17 protein-coding genes are annotated in these 18,741 nt (G+C 30.2%); 9 read left to right on the forward strand and 8 right to left on the reverse strand.

Annotated features, from left to right (window positions below):
- Positions 1-159: 159 nt before the first annotated feature.
- Together MARIT_RS09525 and MARIT_RS09530 are read right to left on the reverse strand one after the other, a co-directional pair.
- The gene (locus tag MARIT_RS09525) at positions 160-804 is read right to left on the reverse strand and encodes a hypothetical protein (protein WP_100211387.1); all 645 of its coding nucleotides are present in this window, start codon (positions 802-804) and stop codon (positions 160-162) included.
- 2 nt (positions 805-806) lie between these two features.
- Entirely contained in the window at positions 807-1,523 is a 717-nt protein-coding gene (locus tag MARIT_RS09530; protein ID WP_100211388.1) for a hypothetical protein, read from the reverse strand.
- Positions 1,524-1,811: 288 nt separating this feature from the next.
- Between MARIT_RS09530 and MARIT_RS09535 the strand changes: the two genes are divergently transcribed.
- Positions 1,812-2,917 (forward strand): IS3 family transposase gene (locus tag MARIT_RS09535; RefSeq protein WP_100211389.1). Its coding sequence is split into 2 segments (ribosomal slippage): positions 1,812-2,073 and positions 2,073-2,917, totalling 1,107 coding nucleotides; the frame shifts between segments, so codons are not numbered across the junction.
- A gap of 62 nt (positions 2,918-2,979) precedes the next feature.
- Here MARIT_RS09535 and MARIT_RS09540 read toward each other — a convergent pair.
- The 6 genes from MARIT_RS09540 to tssD form a co-directional block, all read right to left on the reverse strand.
- Positions 2,980-3,696, reverse strand: a complete 717-nt coding sequence (locus MARIT_RS09540; protein ID WP_100211390.1) for a hypothetical protein — start codon at positions 3,694-3,696, stop codon at positions 2,980-2,982.
- Positions 3,697-3,702: 6 nt separating this feature from the next.
- Positions 3,703-4,896 (reverse strand): hypothetical protein, encoded by a 1,194-nt coding sequence (locus MARIT_RS09545; RefSeq protein ID WP_100211391.1) that lies wholly within the window; start codon positions 4,894-4,896, stop codon positions 3,703-3,705.
- Positions 4,897-4,907: 11 nt separating this feature from the next.
- Positions 4,908-5,615 (reverse strand): tetratricopeptide repeat protein, encoded by a 708-nt coding sequence (locus tag MARIT_RS09550; RefSeq protein WP_100211392.1) that lies wholly within the window; start codon positions 5,613-5,615, stop codon positions 4,908-4,910.
- A gap of 355 nt (positions 5,616-5,970) precedes the next feature.
- Positions 5,971-6,663 carry a hypothetical protein gene (locus MARIT_RS09555; protein ID WP_024742555.1) on the reverse strand — a complete coding sequence of 231 codons (693 nt, stop codon included), beginning with the start codon at positions 6,661-6,663 and terminating at the stop codon, positions 5,971-5,973.
- 4 nt (positions 6,664-6,667) lie between these two features.
- Positions 6,668-8,197 carry a hypothetical protein gene (locus tag MARIT_RS09560; protein ID WP_100211393.1) on the reverse strand — a complete coding sequence of 510 codons (1,530 nt, stop codon included), beginning with the start codon at positions 8,195-8,197 and terminating at the stop codon, positions 6,668-6,670.
- Between the two features lie 5 nt (positions 8,198-8,202).
- On the reverse strand, positions 8,203-8,955 hold the full coding sequence (gene tssD, locus MARIT_RS09565) for a type VI secretion system tube protein TssD (protein WP_157926240.1): 753 nt from the start codon (positions 8,953-8,955) through the stop codon (positions 8,203-8,205).
- A 1,181-nt stretch (positions 8,956-10,136) separates the two neighbouring features.
- Between tssD and MARIT_RS09570 the strand changes: the two genes are divergently transcribed.
- The 8 genes from MARIT_RS09570 to MARIT_RS09610 all read left to right on the forward strand — a co-directional run bounded on the left by MARIT_RS09570 (position 10,137) and on the right by MARIT_RS09610 (position 18,719).
- Positions 10,137-13,112: an NACHT domain-containing protein gene (locus MARIT_RS09570; RefSeq protein ID WP_100211395.1), complete on the forward strand. Its 2,976-nt coding sequence runs from the start codon at positions 10,137-10,139 to the stop codon at positions 13,110-13,112.
- 134 nt (positions 13,113-13,246) lie between these two features.
- Entirely contained in the window at positions 13,247-14,812 is a 1,566-nt protein-coding gene (locus MARIT_RS09575) for a protein adenylyltransferase SelO (protein WP_024741273.1), read from the forward strand.
- Between the two features lie 243 nt (positions 14,813-15,055).
- A complete protein-coding gene (locus MARIT_RS09580; RefSeq protein WP_100211396.1) occupies positions 15,056-15,649 on the forward strand; it encodes a uracil-DNA glycosylase family protein in 594 nt (197 codons plus the stop codon).
- A gap of 61 nt (positions 15,650-15,710) precedes the next feature.
- The gene (locus MARIT_RS09585) at positions 15,711-15,971 is read left to right on the forward strand and encodes a hypothetical protein (protein ID WP_024741271.1); all 261 of its coding nucleotides are present in this window, start codon (positions 15,711-15,713) and stop codon (positions 15,969-15,971) included.
- 133 nt (positions 15,972-16,104) lie between these two features.
- Complete coding sequence (msrA, locus tag MARIT_RS09590) at positions 16,105-16,602, forward strand: peptide-methionine (S)-S-oxide reductase MsrA (protein WP_100211397.1); 498 nt, start codon at positions 16,105-16,107, stop codon at positions 16,600-16,602.
- A gap of 220 nt (positions 16,603-16,822) precedes the next feature.
- Complete coding sequence (locus MARIT_RS09600; protein WP_024741269.1) at positions 16,823-17,284, forward strand: carboxymuconolactone decarboxylase family protein; 462 nt, start codon at positions 16,823-16,825, stop codon at positions 17,282-17,284.
- 6 nt (positions 17,285-17,290) lie between these two features.
- Positions 17,291-18,253 carry an aldo/keto reductase gene (locus MARIT_RS09605; protein WP_100211399.1) on the forward strand — a complete coding sequence of 321 codons (963 nt, stop codon included), beginning with the start codon at positions 17,291-17,293 and terminating at the stop codon, positions 18,251-18,253.
- A 13-nt stretch (positions 18,254-18,266) separates the two neighbouring features.
- On the forward strand, positions 18,267-18,719 hold the full coding sequence (locus tag MARIT_RS09610) for a TlpA family protein disulfide reductase (RefSeq protein ID WP_157926241.1): 453 nt from the start codon (positions 18,267-18,269) through the stop codon (positions 18,717-18,719).
- Positions 18,720-18,741: the final 22 nt, after the last annotated feature.

Below are 18,741 nucleotides of genomic sequence, written 5' to 3' on the forward strand. Positions count from 1 at the left end.
TCTGTAATTTACTTAATAATTTCTTAGACTAATTTTTCTATTTATTTTAGCTATTGTTAATTCAAGATAATTTTATGTAATCAGTTTTAAAAACTAACCTTATAACAAGCGATTTAAATGTTTAAAATTTATGCTAAACCTATACTCATTTAACAATACCTATTTTAAATTACCAATTACGAAAGATGATAAGGAGTCTTTTTTATAAATATATCTATCTATATACTCAGTGAAGCCAGAGTTTTTAATTTTCCTTATTTCTTTGTCTAACCTCTTTATATATTTGCTTTTAGCATCTAAAAAAATACTGTCTGTTACAAATAAATTATTTGTGTTTTTCCATAAGAATATCTTATCGTTATTAAAAAATAATGAATCTTTAATATCTTCAAATGTTTCTGTTACTAACAATAATTTATTGTTTTCGTAATAAAAACCATAGTATTTAGATATTTTTTTAGCATGAAAACCTATTTCTTCTCTTGAATTTTTAGATGAAACCCAAGTGGTTAAACCATCATAATCATAATCAGGATGTCCATATACATCACTATTGTCATCTAAAGGATCTTCAAGAAAACCTTTTTTTAATTTTAGTTGAGTACTTTTATAATCTCCAATTAATTTCTTATTTATTTTTTTAGGAAATATAGATTGATAATTAGGTTTTGCTATTGCATATTTCGGAATAAATAAACTATCATTTTTCTGTTTTTTTGCTATATTCTTTTCTGATTTTTTTTCTTTACAAGAAAACAAGAGAGCAAGAAAACAAGAAAACAAGAAAATAAAATTGTTTTTCATAATTATTTATAATTTGGATTAAAATTTTCTTTACGAAGGTGTAAATGATGATGATGATGAGCTAAATGAGTAGTATGACTCTCTTTAAGTCTAAAAGTTTTTTTGTTTAATATAATATCATAACTATAAAAACTACTCCAGCCAAATTTAATTAAGGCATCAATAAACTTCTCTGTTCTATCAACATCTAAATCATTAGGGCTTGTATTTATATGTAAAGCTGTATTTCTTTTGTCTTTTCTTAAATATCGAAAATCTCCAGCAATACCGTTATAATGTGATACGCTTGGAGCTCCCGTACCATCTTTTGAAGTAAAGCCATTTATAGCGACATCTTTATAATCATTTTCTGCTAACGCTCCCAATAAACAAGCATAAGCTTCAGGATTTATATATTCTCTATCCGTATTATCTTTAAGTGTAATCTTAATACCATTTTTATCATAAGAAATAGGTAATTTCAATTTAATTAATGGTACTTTTCCTATATCGTATTTATAATATCTGACATCTTTTCCTACTTTGATTTTTTTCCACTCTTTTTTGTAAATTGAAGAGCCCTTCTTCCATTTTTGAGCTTTAACAACATCAAATGTTCCTAAATTATGTTTACCACCATTTTTATCATGATATACATAGCTAACTTCTTTTAAACCTTTAAAATCCAATTTACTTATTTCTCCTGTATGGTAAATATTCAGAATATTATCTACCTTCAACTCAAACCAATTCCCTTCACCATAATACCAAAGGTTAGGGCGATTATCAAAAACCTCTTCATATTGTACCTCAAACCAATTTTGATGAACGGGAACATCATTTATTATAATTCCAACCTAGTTTAGCTAGTATAAAAAATTACTATTTCAAAACATTATTTCTTTCTAAAATAATTTTTTCTAAAATCCTTTTTCCTTCTTTGTAATATTCAAATACATAATGTAAGCTTCCCTACAAACCGAACTGTTTAAAAGTATAAAAAAAAGTATTAAATTTAAACAGTAATTATGAGGAAAAGTAAATTTAGCCCCCAGCAAATCGCAAAGATTTTAAAGGAATACGAAAACGGTAGAACCGTAGAAGCAATTTCCAGAGAACATGGAGTTAGTTCGGCAACATTTTATAAATGGCGTAGTAAATACGCAGGTATGAATGTTAAAGAGCTCAAACGTCTAAAGGAATTAGAGGAAGAAAATCGAAAATTAAAGCAAATGTATGCTACTCTTGCATTAGATCACCAAATGGCAAAGGAGATTATCGAAAAAAAGCTTTAAAGCCTTGCGTTAAGCGCTCCTTAAGTATTGACCTTTCTCATTACGGCATAAGCAGGGCATGTCGGGTTTTAAAAATGAGTAAAAGCGTATATTATTATAAGCCAAAATTACAAGACGATACACCAATTGAATTAGCCTTAAAACAAAAGGCTATTGACCATTGTGAGGAAGGATTTTGGAAAGCTTATAAACGACTACGCAATGAAGGGAATCCATGGAATCACAAGCGAGTTCATCGAGTTTATGTAGCACTAGGTTTACCACTGAGAAGGAAGGTGAAGAAACGTTTGCCAGCAAGAATAAAAGAACCTTTAATAGTTCCTACAGAACTCAACCAAACTTGGAGTATGGATTTTGTAACAGATGTATTAGAGAATAAAAAAAGATTTAGAGGCTTTACTATCATAGATGATTTTAATAGAGAGGCTTTACATATAGAAGTAGATTTTTCGTTACCTAGTAATAGAATAGTTTACGTTTTAAATCATCTGTTAAAACGTAAAGGTAAACCACAAAAGATACGTATGGATAATGGTCCGGAATTTATAGCTAATTTAACCGCTACTTGGAGTGCTATGCATGAAATTGATTTTAAATATATAGAACCAGGAAAACCCACACAAAATGCTTTTATAGAACGTTTTAACGGTTCATATAGACGAGGGGTTTTAAATAAATATATTTTTGAAAACATTCATCAAGTCAGAGAGCAAACCCAGATATGGATGCACGATTACAATAATTTTAGACCGCATGATGCTTTGGACGATATGGCTCCAATCCCGTATGCGAAACAACATTGTGTCGCTGCCGCTGGGCGCATTTTAAAACAGGATTGACATAAAAAAATATAATGAAAAATGTCAATCCTGTTTTAAAACGTAAAATTCATATATTTGGATTAATAATCAGTTCGAAAAAGGGGAAGCCTACAATATGAGGTTGATAAAATTGATTTTTCGATAAATAATTCTTCAGAATTCATCATGTTATTATTCTCTATACGCTTAAGTATACTTTTAGCTTTCTTTTTATCAATCTCTCCATATGAATTAGACATCGAAACATTTGTCCAATAATCTTTATTTATTTTTTTTGCTACCTCAATAAACTCTTCTTCAAAATTTAAGACAGGTTCTGAAATTTTATAAATTTCGTTTTCACAAAACATTTCCTCTTCTATATTTTTAGCCAAATTTAAAGCTATTTGCTTTTTCTCTTCAGCAAAGAATACAAAATCAACTCTGATTAAACATTTGACTTTAATTGAATTTATAGATTTACTCTGAATCATAAATTCGTTGTCGCCTAAAAATTCTGACTCTAAATACTTCTGATGAATAACTACTGTATTTCTTTTATTTGCTATCTCAAAATCTAAACTAGGGGCATCTATTGATCTAACGTTTTTGAATATTATATTAAAATCTTTTAAGTTTACTAAAAATTGATTATCGTATATTTTTAGATTTTCTTTGAGAATACAATTTTTATTCGAGTTAAATTCATCTTTATTTAAATTATTGACGACGAATTTCTTCCGACTCTTTTTTTTGTTTAATTGTATTTCACAACTAAAAAAAGAAAATAGTATAATTAATATGTATTTATATTTCATCCTATCTTAAATTGATTTGATTGTCTCTATTTGTTGATTCGATAGTCCTATATGACCATGATCTTTATGATAACTTATGTCTTTTGTGCCTTTTATATTTTCCCCTAAAACAGTTTTCATATTTGTACAATAGTTTTTTCTAAAACCGTATTTATATGCTATTTCAAAAAAGATTTTATTCTTTTCTTTACTAAAATCAGATTGATCATTATTTCCATGAAAGCTTACTCCTTTTTTGTTTAAATATCTGAAATCGATATCTAACCCTTTTCTACCTCTCTTTCCTCCATGTCCACTATGATGTTTAGAACCTGGTTGCCAAGGATCCTTGCCATCTTCTGAAGACATATCTCCTAAATGAATTTCCCATCCTTTATTATGAATTTCATTAATCACTCCAAAAATTGAAGCGGCAGTTTTTGGTAATAAATAATGATCCCCAGCACCATGATTTTTATCACCTTTATCAATAGTTCCATAACGGTTGAAGCCGTTTCCAGAAGCAGGAAATTTTACTAATCCATAAGAGTTTTCTTCTAATGTATAGATTAGTTTAAAGTTTCCTGAATTGGTTTCGATTAAATAATCATTTTTTAAATTTTTACCTTTTATTAATTTTATATTCCCTGTTTTGCAGATATAATATTGCGAATTATCAATTTTTACCTTCAACTCAAACCAATTCCCTTCACCATAATACCAAAGGTTGGGGCGATTATCAAAAACCTCTTCATATTTTACCTCAAACCAATTTTGATGAACGGGCTCGGCATCCATAGCAATATAAAAAGGACTGGTTTTTCCTTCGGCTTTGTTTAAGGCGTCTTTGTATTGTTTGTTTTCTTGTTGGTCTGTAGATTGTAAGGTGATTTTAGCAATGGCATGATCTTTAAAATCAGCTGCATTGAGCGCATTACTTTTTTGGGAAAACTCACCAACAACCGCCTTAAAAGCAAACACTTTTTTATTATTTTGAGTTACATATATGGGTTCTTTCGTTGTTGTTAGTGCATCGGTATCTCCTCCTTGTTTTAGGTTTAAAATATCTCTACAATCGCAGCCTTTCTTCAACTCAAACCAATTTCCATCCATATCCAACCAATAGTTTGGAGTACTCCGCTGGTCTAATTCACCATTTTTATCTGGATTCGTACCATTATAAGCTACTTTTATGTTATTTGGGCTATGGGCATCTACCAATAAAAAACTTTTTACTTAACAATTCTTTCTAAAACTCGCTTTGGAATTATAACTTCCTTACCTTTTTTTTGCATTTGTTTTACATATATCTGATACGTTTTTTTTGCTTTTTCAAAACTTCCTACCCCCCAATATGAATCTCCTAAATTGATATAGGCAACTGTTCTGTTTGGATATTGTTTGATTATTCTTTCTAATAAGTAAATGGCTTCTGTATATAATCCTGATTGCTCTAAGTAATAGGCTTTATCATTGTAAAAAGTCAGATTCGTATTTTCTATTTTCAGTTTTTTTACTAAACTTATAAATTTAAGACTACAATAAGAAATACGTTCATAATAGTTTGTGCTATTACCATAATTTTGAATGAATATAGTATCTCTCGAATAAATACATTTAAATGCATTATCGAATATTAATTGTTTGCTCTCATCATTATCTATTAAAGATAATTTCCCTGTTTTTTTTACTTTAGAACCATTAAAAAAAGTGTATAAATATTCCTTGCTATTTTTAAGGTGAATTTTTATCCAAAAATCACAATCCTCATTATATTGATCTGGAAAATAAATACCATCAACTAAAAAAGTCTTTTGACTTCTCTTTTTTTTGACTTCTTTTTTAATTAATATTTTACTTTTAGTATCTTTTCTATTTTCTCTACATTGAATAAAAAAAACAAATATTACTAACAACAACAAAAACTTATTATTTTTCATCTTTTAATTGTTTTATTCTTAATTCAGCTGCATCTCTTACTTTTACATAGGTCTTTTTATTTTTACCTTTACCTTCTGTTTCTTTAATCGATAAAAATTCTGAAATTGACTTGATACCATACCAGTTTTTTTTTGAATAATTAGCATTCGTTAATTCTACAAACCTTTCGTACCCCTCAAATGATTTTACTTTATCTTTTGTACAACCTGACTTAGATAAATCTGGATCATGCCATAACCCCCAAGCAAACGAAGCTCGTTTATCATTATAAGCAGCGCTTTTATTGAACTCATAATTGTAAGCTTCCCCTTTTTCGAACTGTTTTTTAATCTTTTGAATCGGAATAAGAATATTTTACTTTTTTATAATTATGCCTTCAGAAGTAATTAAATATTGTGAAATTTTAGAATAATTAAAATTATTTTCCTCCCCTTCATTAAAGTACCTTATTCGTATATTGTAGTCTTTATCTATAAAAAATAATTTGGTTCTAGATATTATTCCATCAGTATAGCTAAAATAGATATTCATTTCATCAACTATTTTCAAACTTGAGTTAAGAATAACAATATCTTTCCTACTGATATTTATAGGGTTTCCATCATAATCAAGTGCTGATGATAAACCATCAAATATTAATATTGAATAATTATTTTTTTTAGGAAGTACTTTTGTTAATTTGAAATAATTATAAGTATCATTAGTTCTAAGAAAAAAAACGTCTTCCTCATTTCTTGAGTCTGAACTTGTAGGCTTATAAAAAGAATTATATTTTAAGTTTTTTATTGGTTTAAAATACAGGCTTGGTTCACCATTTATGGTATCATAATAATTAAATAGTTTTACAGAGTTGATATATTCATTATCTAACTTTTCTTTAATTAACTCTTTTTTTCCAATAGGTAATTTTGACTGTAAAAGAGAAAAATCTTCTTTATTTTCTATCTGAATAACAGTTTTGTTTTTATCTAATTTATTATGGTTTTTTGATTTACAATTAATAAATAAAAACAAAGAAATTAACATTAAAGTTTTATCTAATTTCATTTTATTATTTTTTATAATTTGGCTTTAAAACACCAGAGTGTAAATGATTGTTGTGTAGTTTACCTCCATCTGTGGTGTTAGTGTATTTTTTCTTACTTGAACCTCTTAGTTGAGAGGTGAATCCAAATTTATGCATTGCATTAATAAATTTCTGTTCATCCTTATCATTTAAATAACTCGTATCTATACTTTGCCCATTTATATGACTCACGCTCGGATAACAAGTACCATCTTCCTCACAAGCTCCTCCAGATTTAAGTGTTAACCCCGTTTCTGCCAAAGCCCCAACAAAGCAAGCAAAATGCTCAGGTCCACAATATCTTCTTGTAGTCTTTGTAAAACTATAAATAACTGATTTATCTGTAATTTTTTTATTAATACTATCAGGCATTTTTACTAAATTTTTTGTCCCACTCCCTTTTTTATAAGTTACTAAACGATGAGTGGTTTTCTTATCAGGATTATAAAATTTACCATATGTTCTTATAGTTCCGTTAGGGTACGAATATTTTTTTCTGCTAGAGTCATGAGAATATGTTATAACACTACTAGTATTATAACCGCTTTCTACAGTGTGTTTCGTTTTTTTATCACTAGAAACGCCTTTTAACCTCTCATCTATTTTTAATAACTCGCAAGTACAAATGTTATGTTTACCACCATTTTTATCATGATATACATAGCTAACTTCTTTTAAACCTTTAAAATCCAATTTACTTATTTCTCCTGTATGGTAAATATTCAGAATATTATCTACCTTCAACTCAAACCAATTCCCTTCACCATAATACCAAAGGTTAGGGCGATTATCAAAAACCTCTTCATATTTTACCTCAAACCAGTTTTGATTAGCGGGCTCGGCATCCATAGCTATATAAAAAGGACTGGTTTTTCCTTCGGCTTTGTTTAAGGCGTCTTTGTATTGTTTGTTTTCTTGTTGGTCTGTAGATTGTAAGGTGATTTTAGCAATGGCATGATCTTTAAAATCAGCTGCATTGAGCGCATTACTTTTTTGGGAAAACTCACCAACAACCGCCTTAAAAGCAAATACTTTTTTATTATTTTGAGTTACATATATCGGTTCTTTCGTTGTTGTTAGTGCATCGGTATCTCCTCCTTGTTTTAGGTTTAAAGTTATTTCTCTATCTGGCATATATTGTGTTTGTATAACAATATATACCTCCTCTCCTAATTGCGCACTGGTTCGTTTGGTAAATTTAATACTTTCCTTTACCAAAGCAATGTCTATACAGTCGCCTTTAGTATAATTGCTTTTACTTAATGCTGCTACAACCTGTTCTAAGCTTGTTTGTTGTTTATTAATGAGTTTTCCTTGTAGGTTTTTATAAATTATTTTGGCTATTTTACGTTTTCTTTTTTTAGTTCCCGTGTTATTATTTCCCTTAAAAGTATAAGAAATAGCCTCTGTTGTTTTTTCGGTACTTACAATTTCTTTTTTAGCAAAATAAGCCGTTTTTACCGTTTGTACTTTTATATCGAGGGAGTTGCTAGGGCGTACTATTAAATTTTTCATAGTGTTTAATTTGTTAAAATTTCTCTATCTTCTTCTTGCTGTGCGACTACTTTTAGCTTTATTTTATGGGTATTGGCGGTAATATGAAAGTTTTTAATACAATCATCTTCAATTCGTTCACCATTATATATAAAGTCTTTGGTATGATTGCTAAGGTCAATAGTTATGATTTGTCCTATTAAATTTTGAGTGCTTACTACTGCATATATTTCCTCTCCTGTAGTGGGGTTGGCTTGTGTATTTCCTTCTAAGTCCGTATAAAAACACTTCATTCGAGGCCTCGTATCCTCCATGCTTTGAGGTTTGTATTCGTGCCTAGGAGTCCAAGACTCATTCCAAGATTTAATTAATGGAGGTAGGTTTTTAAAATATTGTATAGCAGCAGAAAGCGTTAGCTCAGTAATCATTCCCCTTTGTACATCAAAGTACTCCTTATAATAAATAGGCAAGCAATCAACTAACTTATATTTAAAAAGGATTTGCCCATCAAAATCGTCTTGATAAAATACCACTTCGGCATTTTTTAAAGTATATAGGTTATAAGGATACGCAATCGTTTTATCCTCCATTCTATGTGTAAACATCCATTTTAAAATATGATCTTCCTCTCCTTTGGGTGTAAAAAAAACAGTAACATACCCGCCAAGAGTTTCAGTGGCTGGTCTTCCTGTTTTTCGAGTATAGCGCTCGTATTCTACCAATACATGTTGTAGTATTCTTTCTACATTTCCAATATATAATTTAGCAACAATAGGCATTCTTTTACTTTTTAATAACAGTTTTTCTTGTTCAAATGTATTTAAAAAAACGATAAAAAACAAAAATCTAAAAATAAAAATACAAAGGCTAGTGTGTTTTAAATGAGCGGCTTTTGATTCATAGCGTATAACTACGTATTCTTATGCAGGTACAATTACGTAGCACCAAAAACAAAGTAACAATATTCTTTATTTTATTTGTTTTTTGTTTTTTTTAAAAATTAAACACTCCTCTTTTAGTTATATAAATTGGGAGGTTTTCTTTTTTGTACAGCGTTTTTTTCTCTCGTAAAAACACTGTACAAGATTTCAACTTCGTTTTTTGTACAGTGTTTTTTTCCCTCGTAAAAACACTGTACAAGATTTCAACTTCGTTTTTTGTACAGTGTTTTTTTCCCTCGTAAAAACGCTGTACAAGATGTTAACTTCATTTTTTGTACAGTGTTTTTTTCCCTCGTAAAAACGCTGTACAAGATTTCAACTTCGTTTTTTGTACAAGGTTTGAAACCCGCTCTAAAAAGTTTGTACAGATTTCTCCTAAAAATCAATGGGTTATGTTTTTAAGTTAAAATAATCATCCGTTTTTTTTAGGAGGGGAATGGGATTTTTATCATGGTATTTAGAGAGGATAGAGTTTTTTTTAGGAGAGGCATTATTCTTATACAAAAAATAGATTTGAAATATGCCTCCTATTTCCTTTTGAGGAGGAAAGGTTTAAGTTTGCCTGTCTTACTTGTTTTTATACTTTTATTTCAGATTTTTTTATATAAAAGCTACGTAATTCTACTAGAATTCAACTAAGTAGTTTTACCAGACAAAAACATAAGGTACTCAAAAACAAAGAATTAACAAGCAGCACTGTTTTTTACCTCAGAGCTTCCATTATAAAAAGGAAATTATTTTTACTAGCTTTGAATATTGGTGTCAGACATTAATTATATGTTGAATGTATCCTAAAAATAAATCAATACCGTTTTGATGTAGATTTTCTTTTTTATTGAAGTAGCCATAAAAAAGAAAGCTTTACTAGTGCTACTTTCACAGAACTCATTGAAACTTTTTGAACTTAAAAAAGTTTATTTTCTAATGTAGCCTCTTATTACAACTAGCTACTGTATTAAAAAACATACAACTTATTTTGTTGTCAAATACTGCAAAAACAATAAATACCACTGTTATACATGATGCTTATTTTTTCCCTTCTCTTTTTCTTATTACTTGCTTTCTTATTAATTAGGTTATTTATTATTTGGTACTTTAAAACAATTAAAAATAGATACCGTCTTGAAAGCAACTATCTATTCAAATATGCAATCGGCATCTTATTTACTGCATTTTGTATTATCAACTCCCAAATTACTCCCCATATTATTAACTGGATCATTGGTAATATAAACCAACAATTCCGTACAAATTATACTCTATTAAGTGTACAACTAAATACGCCTACTATCATAACCTATGGCATATTTTGCTTAGCGGTAATTATTTTATTGCACATGGCTTTTAAAACAAGAAAACAAAAAGCTTTTCAAAACTTTTTTGCCGGAAAAGAAGAACCTAAATCTGAAAAAAAAGAACTGTTATTTCCAAAAGATCACTTTTACGAGTCTCCAATATTTTACGAAAGAATAAAAAGATACATTGAACTTAAATACAAAAAGCAAAAACTATTTTTAAATGTATCTACCAAAGATCAATTACTGTATGGTTCGTATAGTGAAGGCTTTAGGCACTACTTTATAATTATAAAATATGTAGAAAATAATACTGATACGGTTATTTCTGAAGTAACACAACAACGCGCTTTACAAGAAATGAAACGTTTAAAAACGGTATTAAAACACAATAAAAGCAATATTACTTATTTATATGATTATTTTTATATCATCAATAAAGGTAGCTTTGCGCCTTCTGCTATTCCTGGTTTTTATACAAAAACAGAAGATGCTATTTTAAATGAATTGATTGATTTTAATAGTTATTTGAACTCGCTTATATTCAAGTATAATAACAATAAGATATTTTCAGCAATTGCCAAAGACTCTGAAAAGAAAACACTTTCTGAAACATTTATAATGCCTAGCTATTCGTTAGATAATAATAGCCAACCTACACTTACTTTAGAAGAGTATGTAACAGATTGGCTTGAAAAATCTCCTACCTCTAAACACTTGGCTTTGCTGGGCGATTATGGAATGGGTAAAACCTCCTTCTTAACCTATTATGCAAGTAATCTTGCCAAAGATATTTTAAGTAAAAAAAGAATCTTACGGTTTCCTGTATGTATTTCTTTAAACAATACTTCGCCTAGGCACGGAGGTATAAAAAAAACAATTAGTGCTTTTGTGGCTGAAAACTTAGGGGTAGATTATGAATTGTTTGAAATACTTATTCATAAAGGCAAAATTCTTTTTTTACTAGATGGTTTTGATGAAATGGGATTTGTTGGAACTCATGATGACCGATTTAAACAAATTAATGAAATATGGAAATTGGCTTTTAAAAAGAATAAAATACTCTTAGCTGGACGTGCTTCTTATTTTCCATCAAAATTTGAATTAGAGCAAACCTTAAATATTATTAAAGAGAGCGATCATATAATTCAAACACAGCCTTATTGTAGTAGCATTCGTTTAAAATTACTGGACGAAACTAAAATAAAAAGCTACATTGCCAAATACTATAAGGTAGAAAGAACTGCTGAGTTTTTTGCTTGGCTTGAAAATTCTCCTAGTATATTAGAGCTATGCAAACGCCCTTCTTTAATGCATATTATTAGAGAAATGCTCCCTAATTTGTATAGAAGAAATGCTACGGAAATAGAAAACCCAGGAAATGCCATAGAAAAATATATTGATTATTGGATTAACCGACAAGAAAGCAAAAATATTCAATCGGCTTTTTCTAACAACAGTCAAAAAAGAACCTTTATCAAATCGTTTTTTAAACATATTGCTGCTCAAATATTTATTTCCAAACAGTTTAAAATACGTCCTGATTTTATTAAAGAGGAACTACAACAATGGGTTGAAAAATATGCGATTAAAAACTTATCTAAAAAATACCAAAAAGAGGGATTTGAAAATGAAATCCTGACAGGATATTTTATTGAACTAGAAAATGATTACTTTAAGTTTGTTCATAAATCGTTTTTTGAGTTTTTTGTAGCAGAAGAAATTATTAACGCTATTAAAACAAATAAATTTAAAAGTAGAATTTTATTTGAAGATTGGTCTAACCCTATTGTTAATTTTATTTATGATTCCATTCCTAACAATTTAAAGCTTAACAAAAATATTCCTGCTCTATTGCTTTTAATGCAAAATGGCTGGCGTAGTAAAGTTAAAAATTTTATGGCTAGAGTTTTTCTTAAAAATGGAGAGTTTATTATTGGCTTAACCATTCTTTTCATAATTATTGCGGCTGTATTTTTTTATTTTACATGGGTACCCTTGTCAATCATGGCCTTATTATTTCTTTTTATTCCTTTTTTATTGGGCTTAATCATTACTATTTCTATATTACAATACGCTTTAATTCAGTTTTTTAAAGTTAATAAAAACACCAAGTTTATCATAAAAGCTTTTAAAGTGGCTTTTATAAAAAAACAATTTGAAGTTCAAAACAACCTTGATGTGGTATTGCCATTGTTAAAACAACGCTCTTCTCCCCACATTCCTCTAGAAAACATCACCTTTACCTCGCAACTTTTTAAAAATTGTAATTTTTACCGCCTTCGAAATGTAAAGTTCTATCGCTGTAAATTCAATATCCCCATACTTACTAGCTGCCATTTACATCAGGTAGATTTTGCCGACTCAAAAATGGATCCTATTATCTTTCTCAAATGCCGTTTTACCAATGTTAATTTCAGCAACTTAAAACTTATCCTTTCTGAATCGAGAGCGCACCTGCCTCATAAATTGACTCCCCATAAAAACACAACTCCTTTAATGTATTTTAAAGATTGTAAATTTGATAATACTACCTTACATAATTTAAAAAAGTTTATGAAAAACAACAATTTACCAATGGAAGCAAATGGTATTAGTGGTTGTAGCAACTTTAAAAAAAGTATTCGTGCTACATTCGATATAAAGAAAATTGACCCGTCCACACTTCCTAAAGTAAATTTTTTTAAGGAGCTTGTTTAATTTTTTTCAACTTCCTAAAAAATGCTACTTTAAGCACCTTATTAACTTTTTGAGGAATATGTATAAATAACTATGTAATATAGAAAGGTAACCTTCTATACTTATTCCTTAAATTTGTACAAACTAAAAAAACAATGAAACTCAACATCAAAGACAAGTTTAATAAAGAATTACCTTCTGATCCTGTGCTAGCAAACACCCGTAGGCAAGTAAAAGAAGCCTGCTTCTCTTACGTAACTCCCAAAAAAACGTCTGCTCCTCGCATAATACATACTTCAGAAGAAATGGTATTTGCTTTAGGGCTTTCTAAAAATGATGTGAATTCAAACTTTTTTAAAAATGTTTTTACAGGAAATGAACTACTTCCTAATACCCAACCTTATGCAATGTGCTATGGAGGACATCAGTTTGGAAATTGGGCGGGACAATTAGGAGATGGCCGTGCTATTAATTTATGTGAAGTGGAATACCAACAAAAAAACTGGGCTTTGCAGTTAAAAGGTGCTGGAGAAACTCCTTACTCCAGAACAGCTGATGGGCTGGCTGTTTTACGTTCGTCTATTCGCGAGTATTTATGTAGTGAGGCTATGTTTCATTTAGGAGTACCAACTACACGTGCTTTGTCATTGGCACTTTCGGGAGACAATGTATTAAGAGATGTTTTATATAATGGAAATGCTGCTTATGAAAAAGGAGCTATTGTTTGTAGAACTGCCGAATCTTTTTTGCGCTTTGGTAATTATCAAATTTTTGCTGCCAGAAATGATCAAAAGAATTTAAAAAAACTGGTAGATTATACCATAAAACACCACTTTTCTTTTTTGGGAACTCCTTCTAAAGAAACGTATATCAACTTTTTTAGAGAGGTTGCCAAAAGAAGCTTAGAAACAGTAATTCATTGGCAACGTGTAGGATTTGTTCATGGAGTTATGAATACTGATAATATTTCAATACTAGGACTCACTATTGATTATGGGCCTTATGGTTGGTTGGAAGGATATGACCATGGCTGGACTCCAAATACCACTGATAATGCTCTTAAAAGATATAGATATGGTACACAACCTGAAATAATGTACTGGAACTTATATCAGTTAGCAAATGCTTTGTATCCTATTATTGGGGAAGCTAGCCCTTTAGAAGAAATTTTAACAACTTATGCAGATGATTTAACGGATGCTTATTTAAGCATGATGAGAGCTAAATTAGGACTTTTAAGTAACAAGGATGGAGATTTAACGCTTATTGCCGATTTGGAAACTTTGCTGCAACAAGCAGAAACGGATATGACTATATTTTTCAGGGTATTAAGCAATGTTAAAAAATCTGATACTAGTAAAAAAGCAATGGATATTGTTAATGAAGCTTTTTACAAACCTGAAGAAATTCAAAAAACACTCCAAGAAAAATGGGCACAATGGTGCAACTCTTATATTACGCGATTACAGGAAGAAACTACTACTGATGAAGATAGAAAACATGCAATGAATCGTATAAATCCTAAATATGTTTTACGTAATTATATGGCGCAATTAGCTATAGAAAAAGCAGATACAGGAGATTATACGCTTATAGAAACATTGCATCAATTATTAAAAAAACCTTATGACGAACAACCTGAAAACGCAAAATGGTTTGCCAAAAGACCAGAATGGGCACGCCATAAAGTGGGCTGCTCTATGCTTTCTTGTAGCTCATAATGAACTCGCTGTTCAAAAAGTTTCAAAAGACCAATAAACAAATACTATATGTTAATGAGTACTGTTAAAAATGGATTTCCTACCTTTTTATGGAGAGTGACTTAAAGGAACATGAAAATGAGTCTGACCTGCCATAAGCCTATCTTTTAAAGGTAGTGCTATATTTGATAGCACTCAAAATAGTTGTCCTGATATGGTTATTGGAAACGTACACCGCCTTTTTTTTAATCAACGTATAAAATAATGCATCAAAACTTTAGTACTCTTTTAAGCACAATAAAGAAATGTAATACTTGCGCACAATTTCTTCCAACCCCTCCCAATCCTATATTTTCAATTTCAACAAATTCAAAAATATTGATTGTGGGACAAGCTCCTGGAAAAAAAGTAGCTCAAACAGGCATTCCTTTTAAGGATAGAAGTGGTGATAACTTAAGAAACTGGCTACATGTTAGTAAAGAGCAATTTTACAATACTACTAACTTTGGCATTGTTCCTATGGGCTTTTGCTTTCCTGGAAGCAATCCTAAAGGAGGGGATTTTCCTCCAAGAAAAGAATGTGCCCCTCAATGGCATCCTGAACTTTTAAAATATAGTACTAACATTAAACTCATATTGTTAGTAGGCACCTACGCTCAAAAATATTATTTAGGAAAAACAATGAAAAAAAATCTAACAGAAACAGTTAAGCATGGTTATGAATACCTTCCTAAGTTTTTCCCACTAGTGCATCCCTCTCCTTTAAATTTTAGATGGCAAGCTAAAAACCCTTGGTTTAAAACAGACGTGGTTCCTATGCTACAACAAAAAGTTGCTGAAATTTTACATAGTTCTTAACCTTACTTACTCTTCATAAATCATGCATTATCATACAGCTTTTAAAACAACATAAAATACCATGTTACACTATTTAAATAAAATTAAAGAAGGCTTTTCAGAAGGAGTTTATGAGAATAAAAAATACGGCATTACGAAAACAACATTTAACCAAGGAAAGTCAATAAAACTGTACGCAAAAGAATTAGGAGGCAACAATTTCATCAGCCTTAATTATTATATCACCAAAGAAAATGAATTTCTAAAACCTTGCGAAATGCCTACACAAAAAGTAATTACCTTTTTACAAGATGTGCAATTAAATGAAGCAAGCTCTTCTTAAAAGAATAAATTAACGCAACGAGCAAAATATACCTCCTTACAGGAATTATGTCCAATTATTAGCGCTCGTAAATTCGTAATTTTGTAAGAGCAAAAAAAGAAATAACATCAATAAATCCTTAAAATTAAAAAGCATGAACAATTATAAAAAAGCATACATAGCAGGTGGATGTTTCTGGGGAATGGAAGATTTATTTAGAAAGCGCCCAGGAATTAAAGATACAGAAGTAGGCTATATTGGCGGTCAAAATGAACACCCTACTTACAAAAATCATCCAGGACATGCTGAAGGAATTGAATTGACCTACGATCCTTCTGAAACAAGCTTTAAAAATATTTTAGATTATTTTTTCAGAATACACAATCCAACTACCATTGATAGACAAGGAAATGATATTGGATCCAGTTATAGATCTGCCATATTTTTTCAAAATGATGAAGAGAAACAAGTTGCAAAAGAAGTCATACAAATAGTAAACGACTCCAGAAAATGGGAAGCCGATGCAGTAACTACCCTAGAACCTTATACTACGTTTTGGGTTGCTGAAGAATACCATCAAGATTATTTAGAAAAGAAACCTAACGGTTATACTTGCCATTTTGAAAGGTTTGATAGCTTTTTAAAAAACTAAATAGACCTTGCCGTAAATTAATAGCACTAAAGGGTAACTATTTTTGAACAGTATAGTTTTATAAAAATAAACCATAACTTTAGTGCTTCCTTTGCTTGTTGCAAAAAAGTCATTCGTAATAGCCATTACAATTTGGTAAACAATCAAGTGCAAAGGAATAGTAGTTTTAATTATTAAAATGCTACTATACTTTACCACCACCAAAATAAACCTTAATAAAATGAGTAATCTAAAATTTAAAAACACCCGATTCAATCCAGCAACAACTCCTTTTCTTGATATTGCTAAGCAAATGGCTAAAGCATTTGGATATACTGCCGATTTAGCTACTGATAGAAAACTTGCTCAATTATTACGCTTGCGCGTAGCCCAAAAAAATGAATGTGCCTACTGCACCATTTTACATGCAAAAACTTCTAGAGAAATTGGTATTCCAGAAGCAAAAACAGATAATATTTCTTCTTGGTGGAATAGTGAATTATTTACCGAAAAAGAAAAGATCGCATTGGCTTATTGCGATATCCTTACAGAAGGAAGTAACAAAAACTTTCAAAAATATCATGATGCTATGACCACACAATTTTCAGAAAAAGAAATTGCAGAAATAGCGGCAATTGTTATCAATATGAATGTTTGGACACGATTAAAATTAGCACAAGGAGAAATTCCTTATTTTGAATAGCCATATATGAATGCTTGTAAAAACATAGGGTTGGGTACTGCTGCAATAGGAAGACCTAGCTATATTAATATAAAAGATACCTTTTCAAAAACAAAAACTTTTTCGCAAAGTGCTTTCAAAAAAAAAGGGATCGCATTGCTTGATATTGCCTATGAAAATGGCATAAGATATTTTGATACAGCACCAGGATATGGAATTGCAGAAACGCTATTGATTGACTGGGTGAAAACTAAAAATGACCCAAGCATTCTTGTAGGTAGTAAATGGGGATATACTTATACTGCTAATTTTGATCCGAATGCCATACAACATGAAATAAAGGAGCACAGCCTAAGCAAATTAAACGCACAATGGCAAGTATCTAAACAATTACTTCCTTATTTAAGGTTTTACCAAATTCATTCAGCTACGTTAGCTACTGGAGTTTTAGAAAATCAAGAGATTTTAGAAAAATTACATCAATTAAAAACAGTCCATAACCTTCAAATAGGAATCACAACCTCAGGAGCCAATCAAACAGCAATATTACAAAAAGCACTTTCCATAAAAATAGCGGGGGTAGCATTATTTTCTGTATTCCAATGTACTTATAATCCTTTGGAACAAAGTATATACGCTATTGCCAAAGAAATTAGCAACCAAAATAAACAACTGATTCTTAAAGAAGTATTAGCAAATGGTAGGGTATTCACCAATGAAGCATATCCGCATTATACCAATTTTTATAATTATTTGCATGCCTTAGAAATAAAATACAAGGTAAGTAGAGATGCTATTTTAATGCAATATGCTGCAACACAATTTCCTAAAGCCATTGTACTGAGTGGAGCACATCATAATTTACAATTGCAAAGTAACCTAAAAGCGCTACACCTGAGTATATCCCCTGACGAATTGGCTACTCTTTCTAGCTTTAAAACTGCTCCTGAACTATACTGGAGTGAACGCAAACAACTCAATTGGAATTAAAATGGAAAATACCATGTTATTATTACAACATCCGTTGCCTGAATGGCATATAGAGCCTATTTTTAATACAGAGGCTCCTACTGTTAAAACTTATAAAGGAAAACCATTGCTTATTTTATTTTTTAACTTGGGTTGTCCAGGGTGCAAAGGACGAGCACTTCCTTATGCTAATAGAATGGTGGTTGAAAACGGAACTCAATTAAATGTTATAGGCATTCATTCACGGTTTGAAGGACCTGAATATAGCTTTTCTGATTTTAAAGAAGCGCAAGAAAAATACTACATACGTTTTCCTTTTTATAAGGATAGTGATATGCTCAAAACTTTCAAAAAATACCATGCAGGAGGCACTCCCCACTGGCTATTAATAAATTCAGAAGGGGTACTTGAATATAGTATTTTCGGCTCTGATCCAAACAATGCATTGCTCCGTTTAGACTTAAAAATAAAGGAATTAATTTCTTGATAAATGGACCTTTCCCTTATGC

The organism is Tenacibaculum maritimum NCIMB 2154, from assembly GCF_900119795.1.
Lineage (GTDB): Bacteria > Bacteroidota > Bacteroidia > Flavobacteriales > Flavobacteriaceae > Polaribacter > Polaribacter maritimus.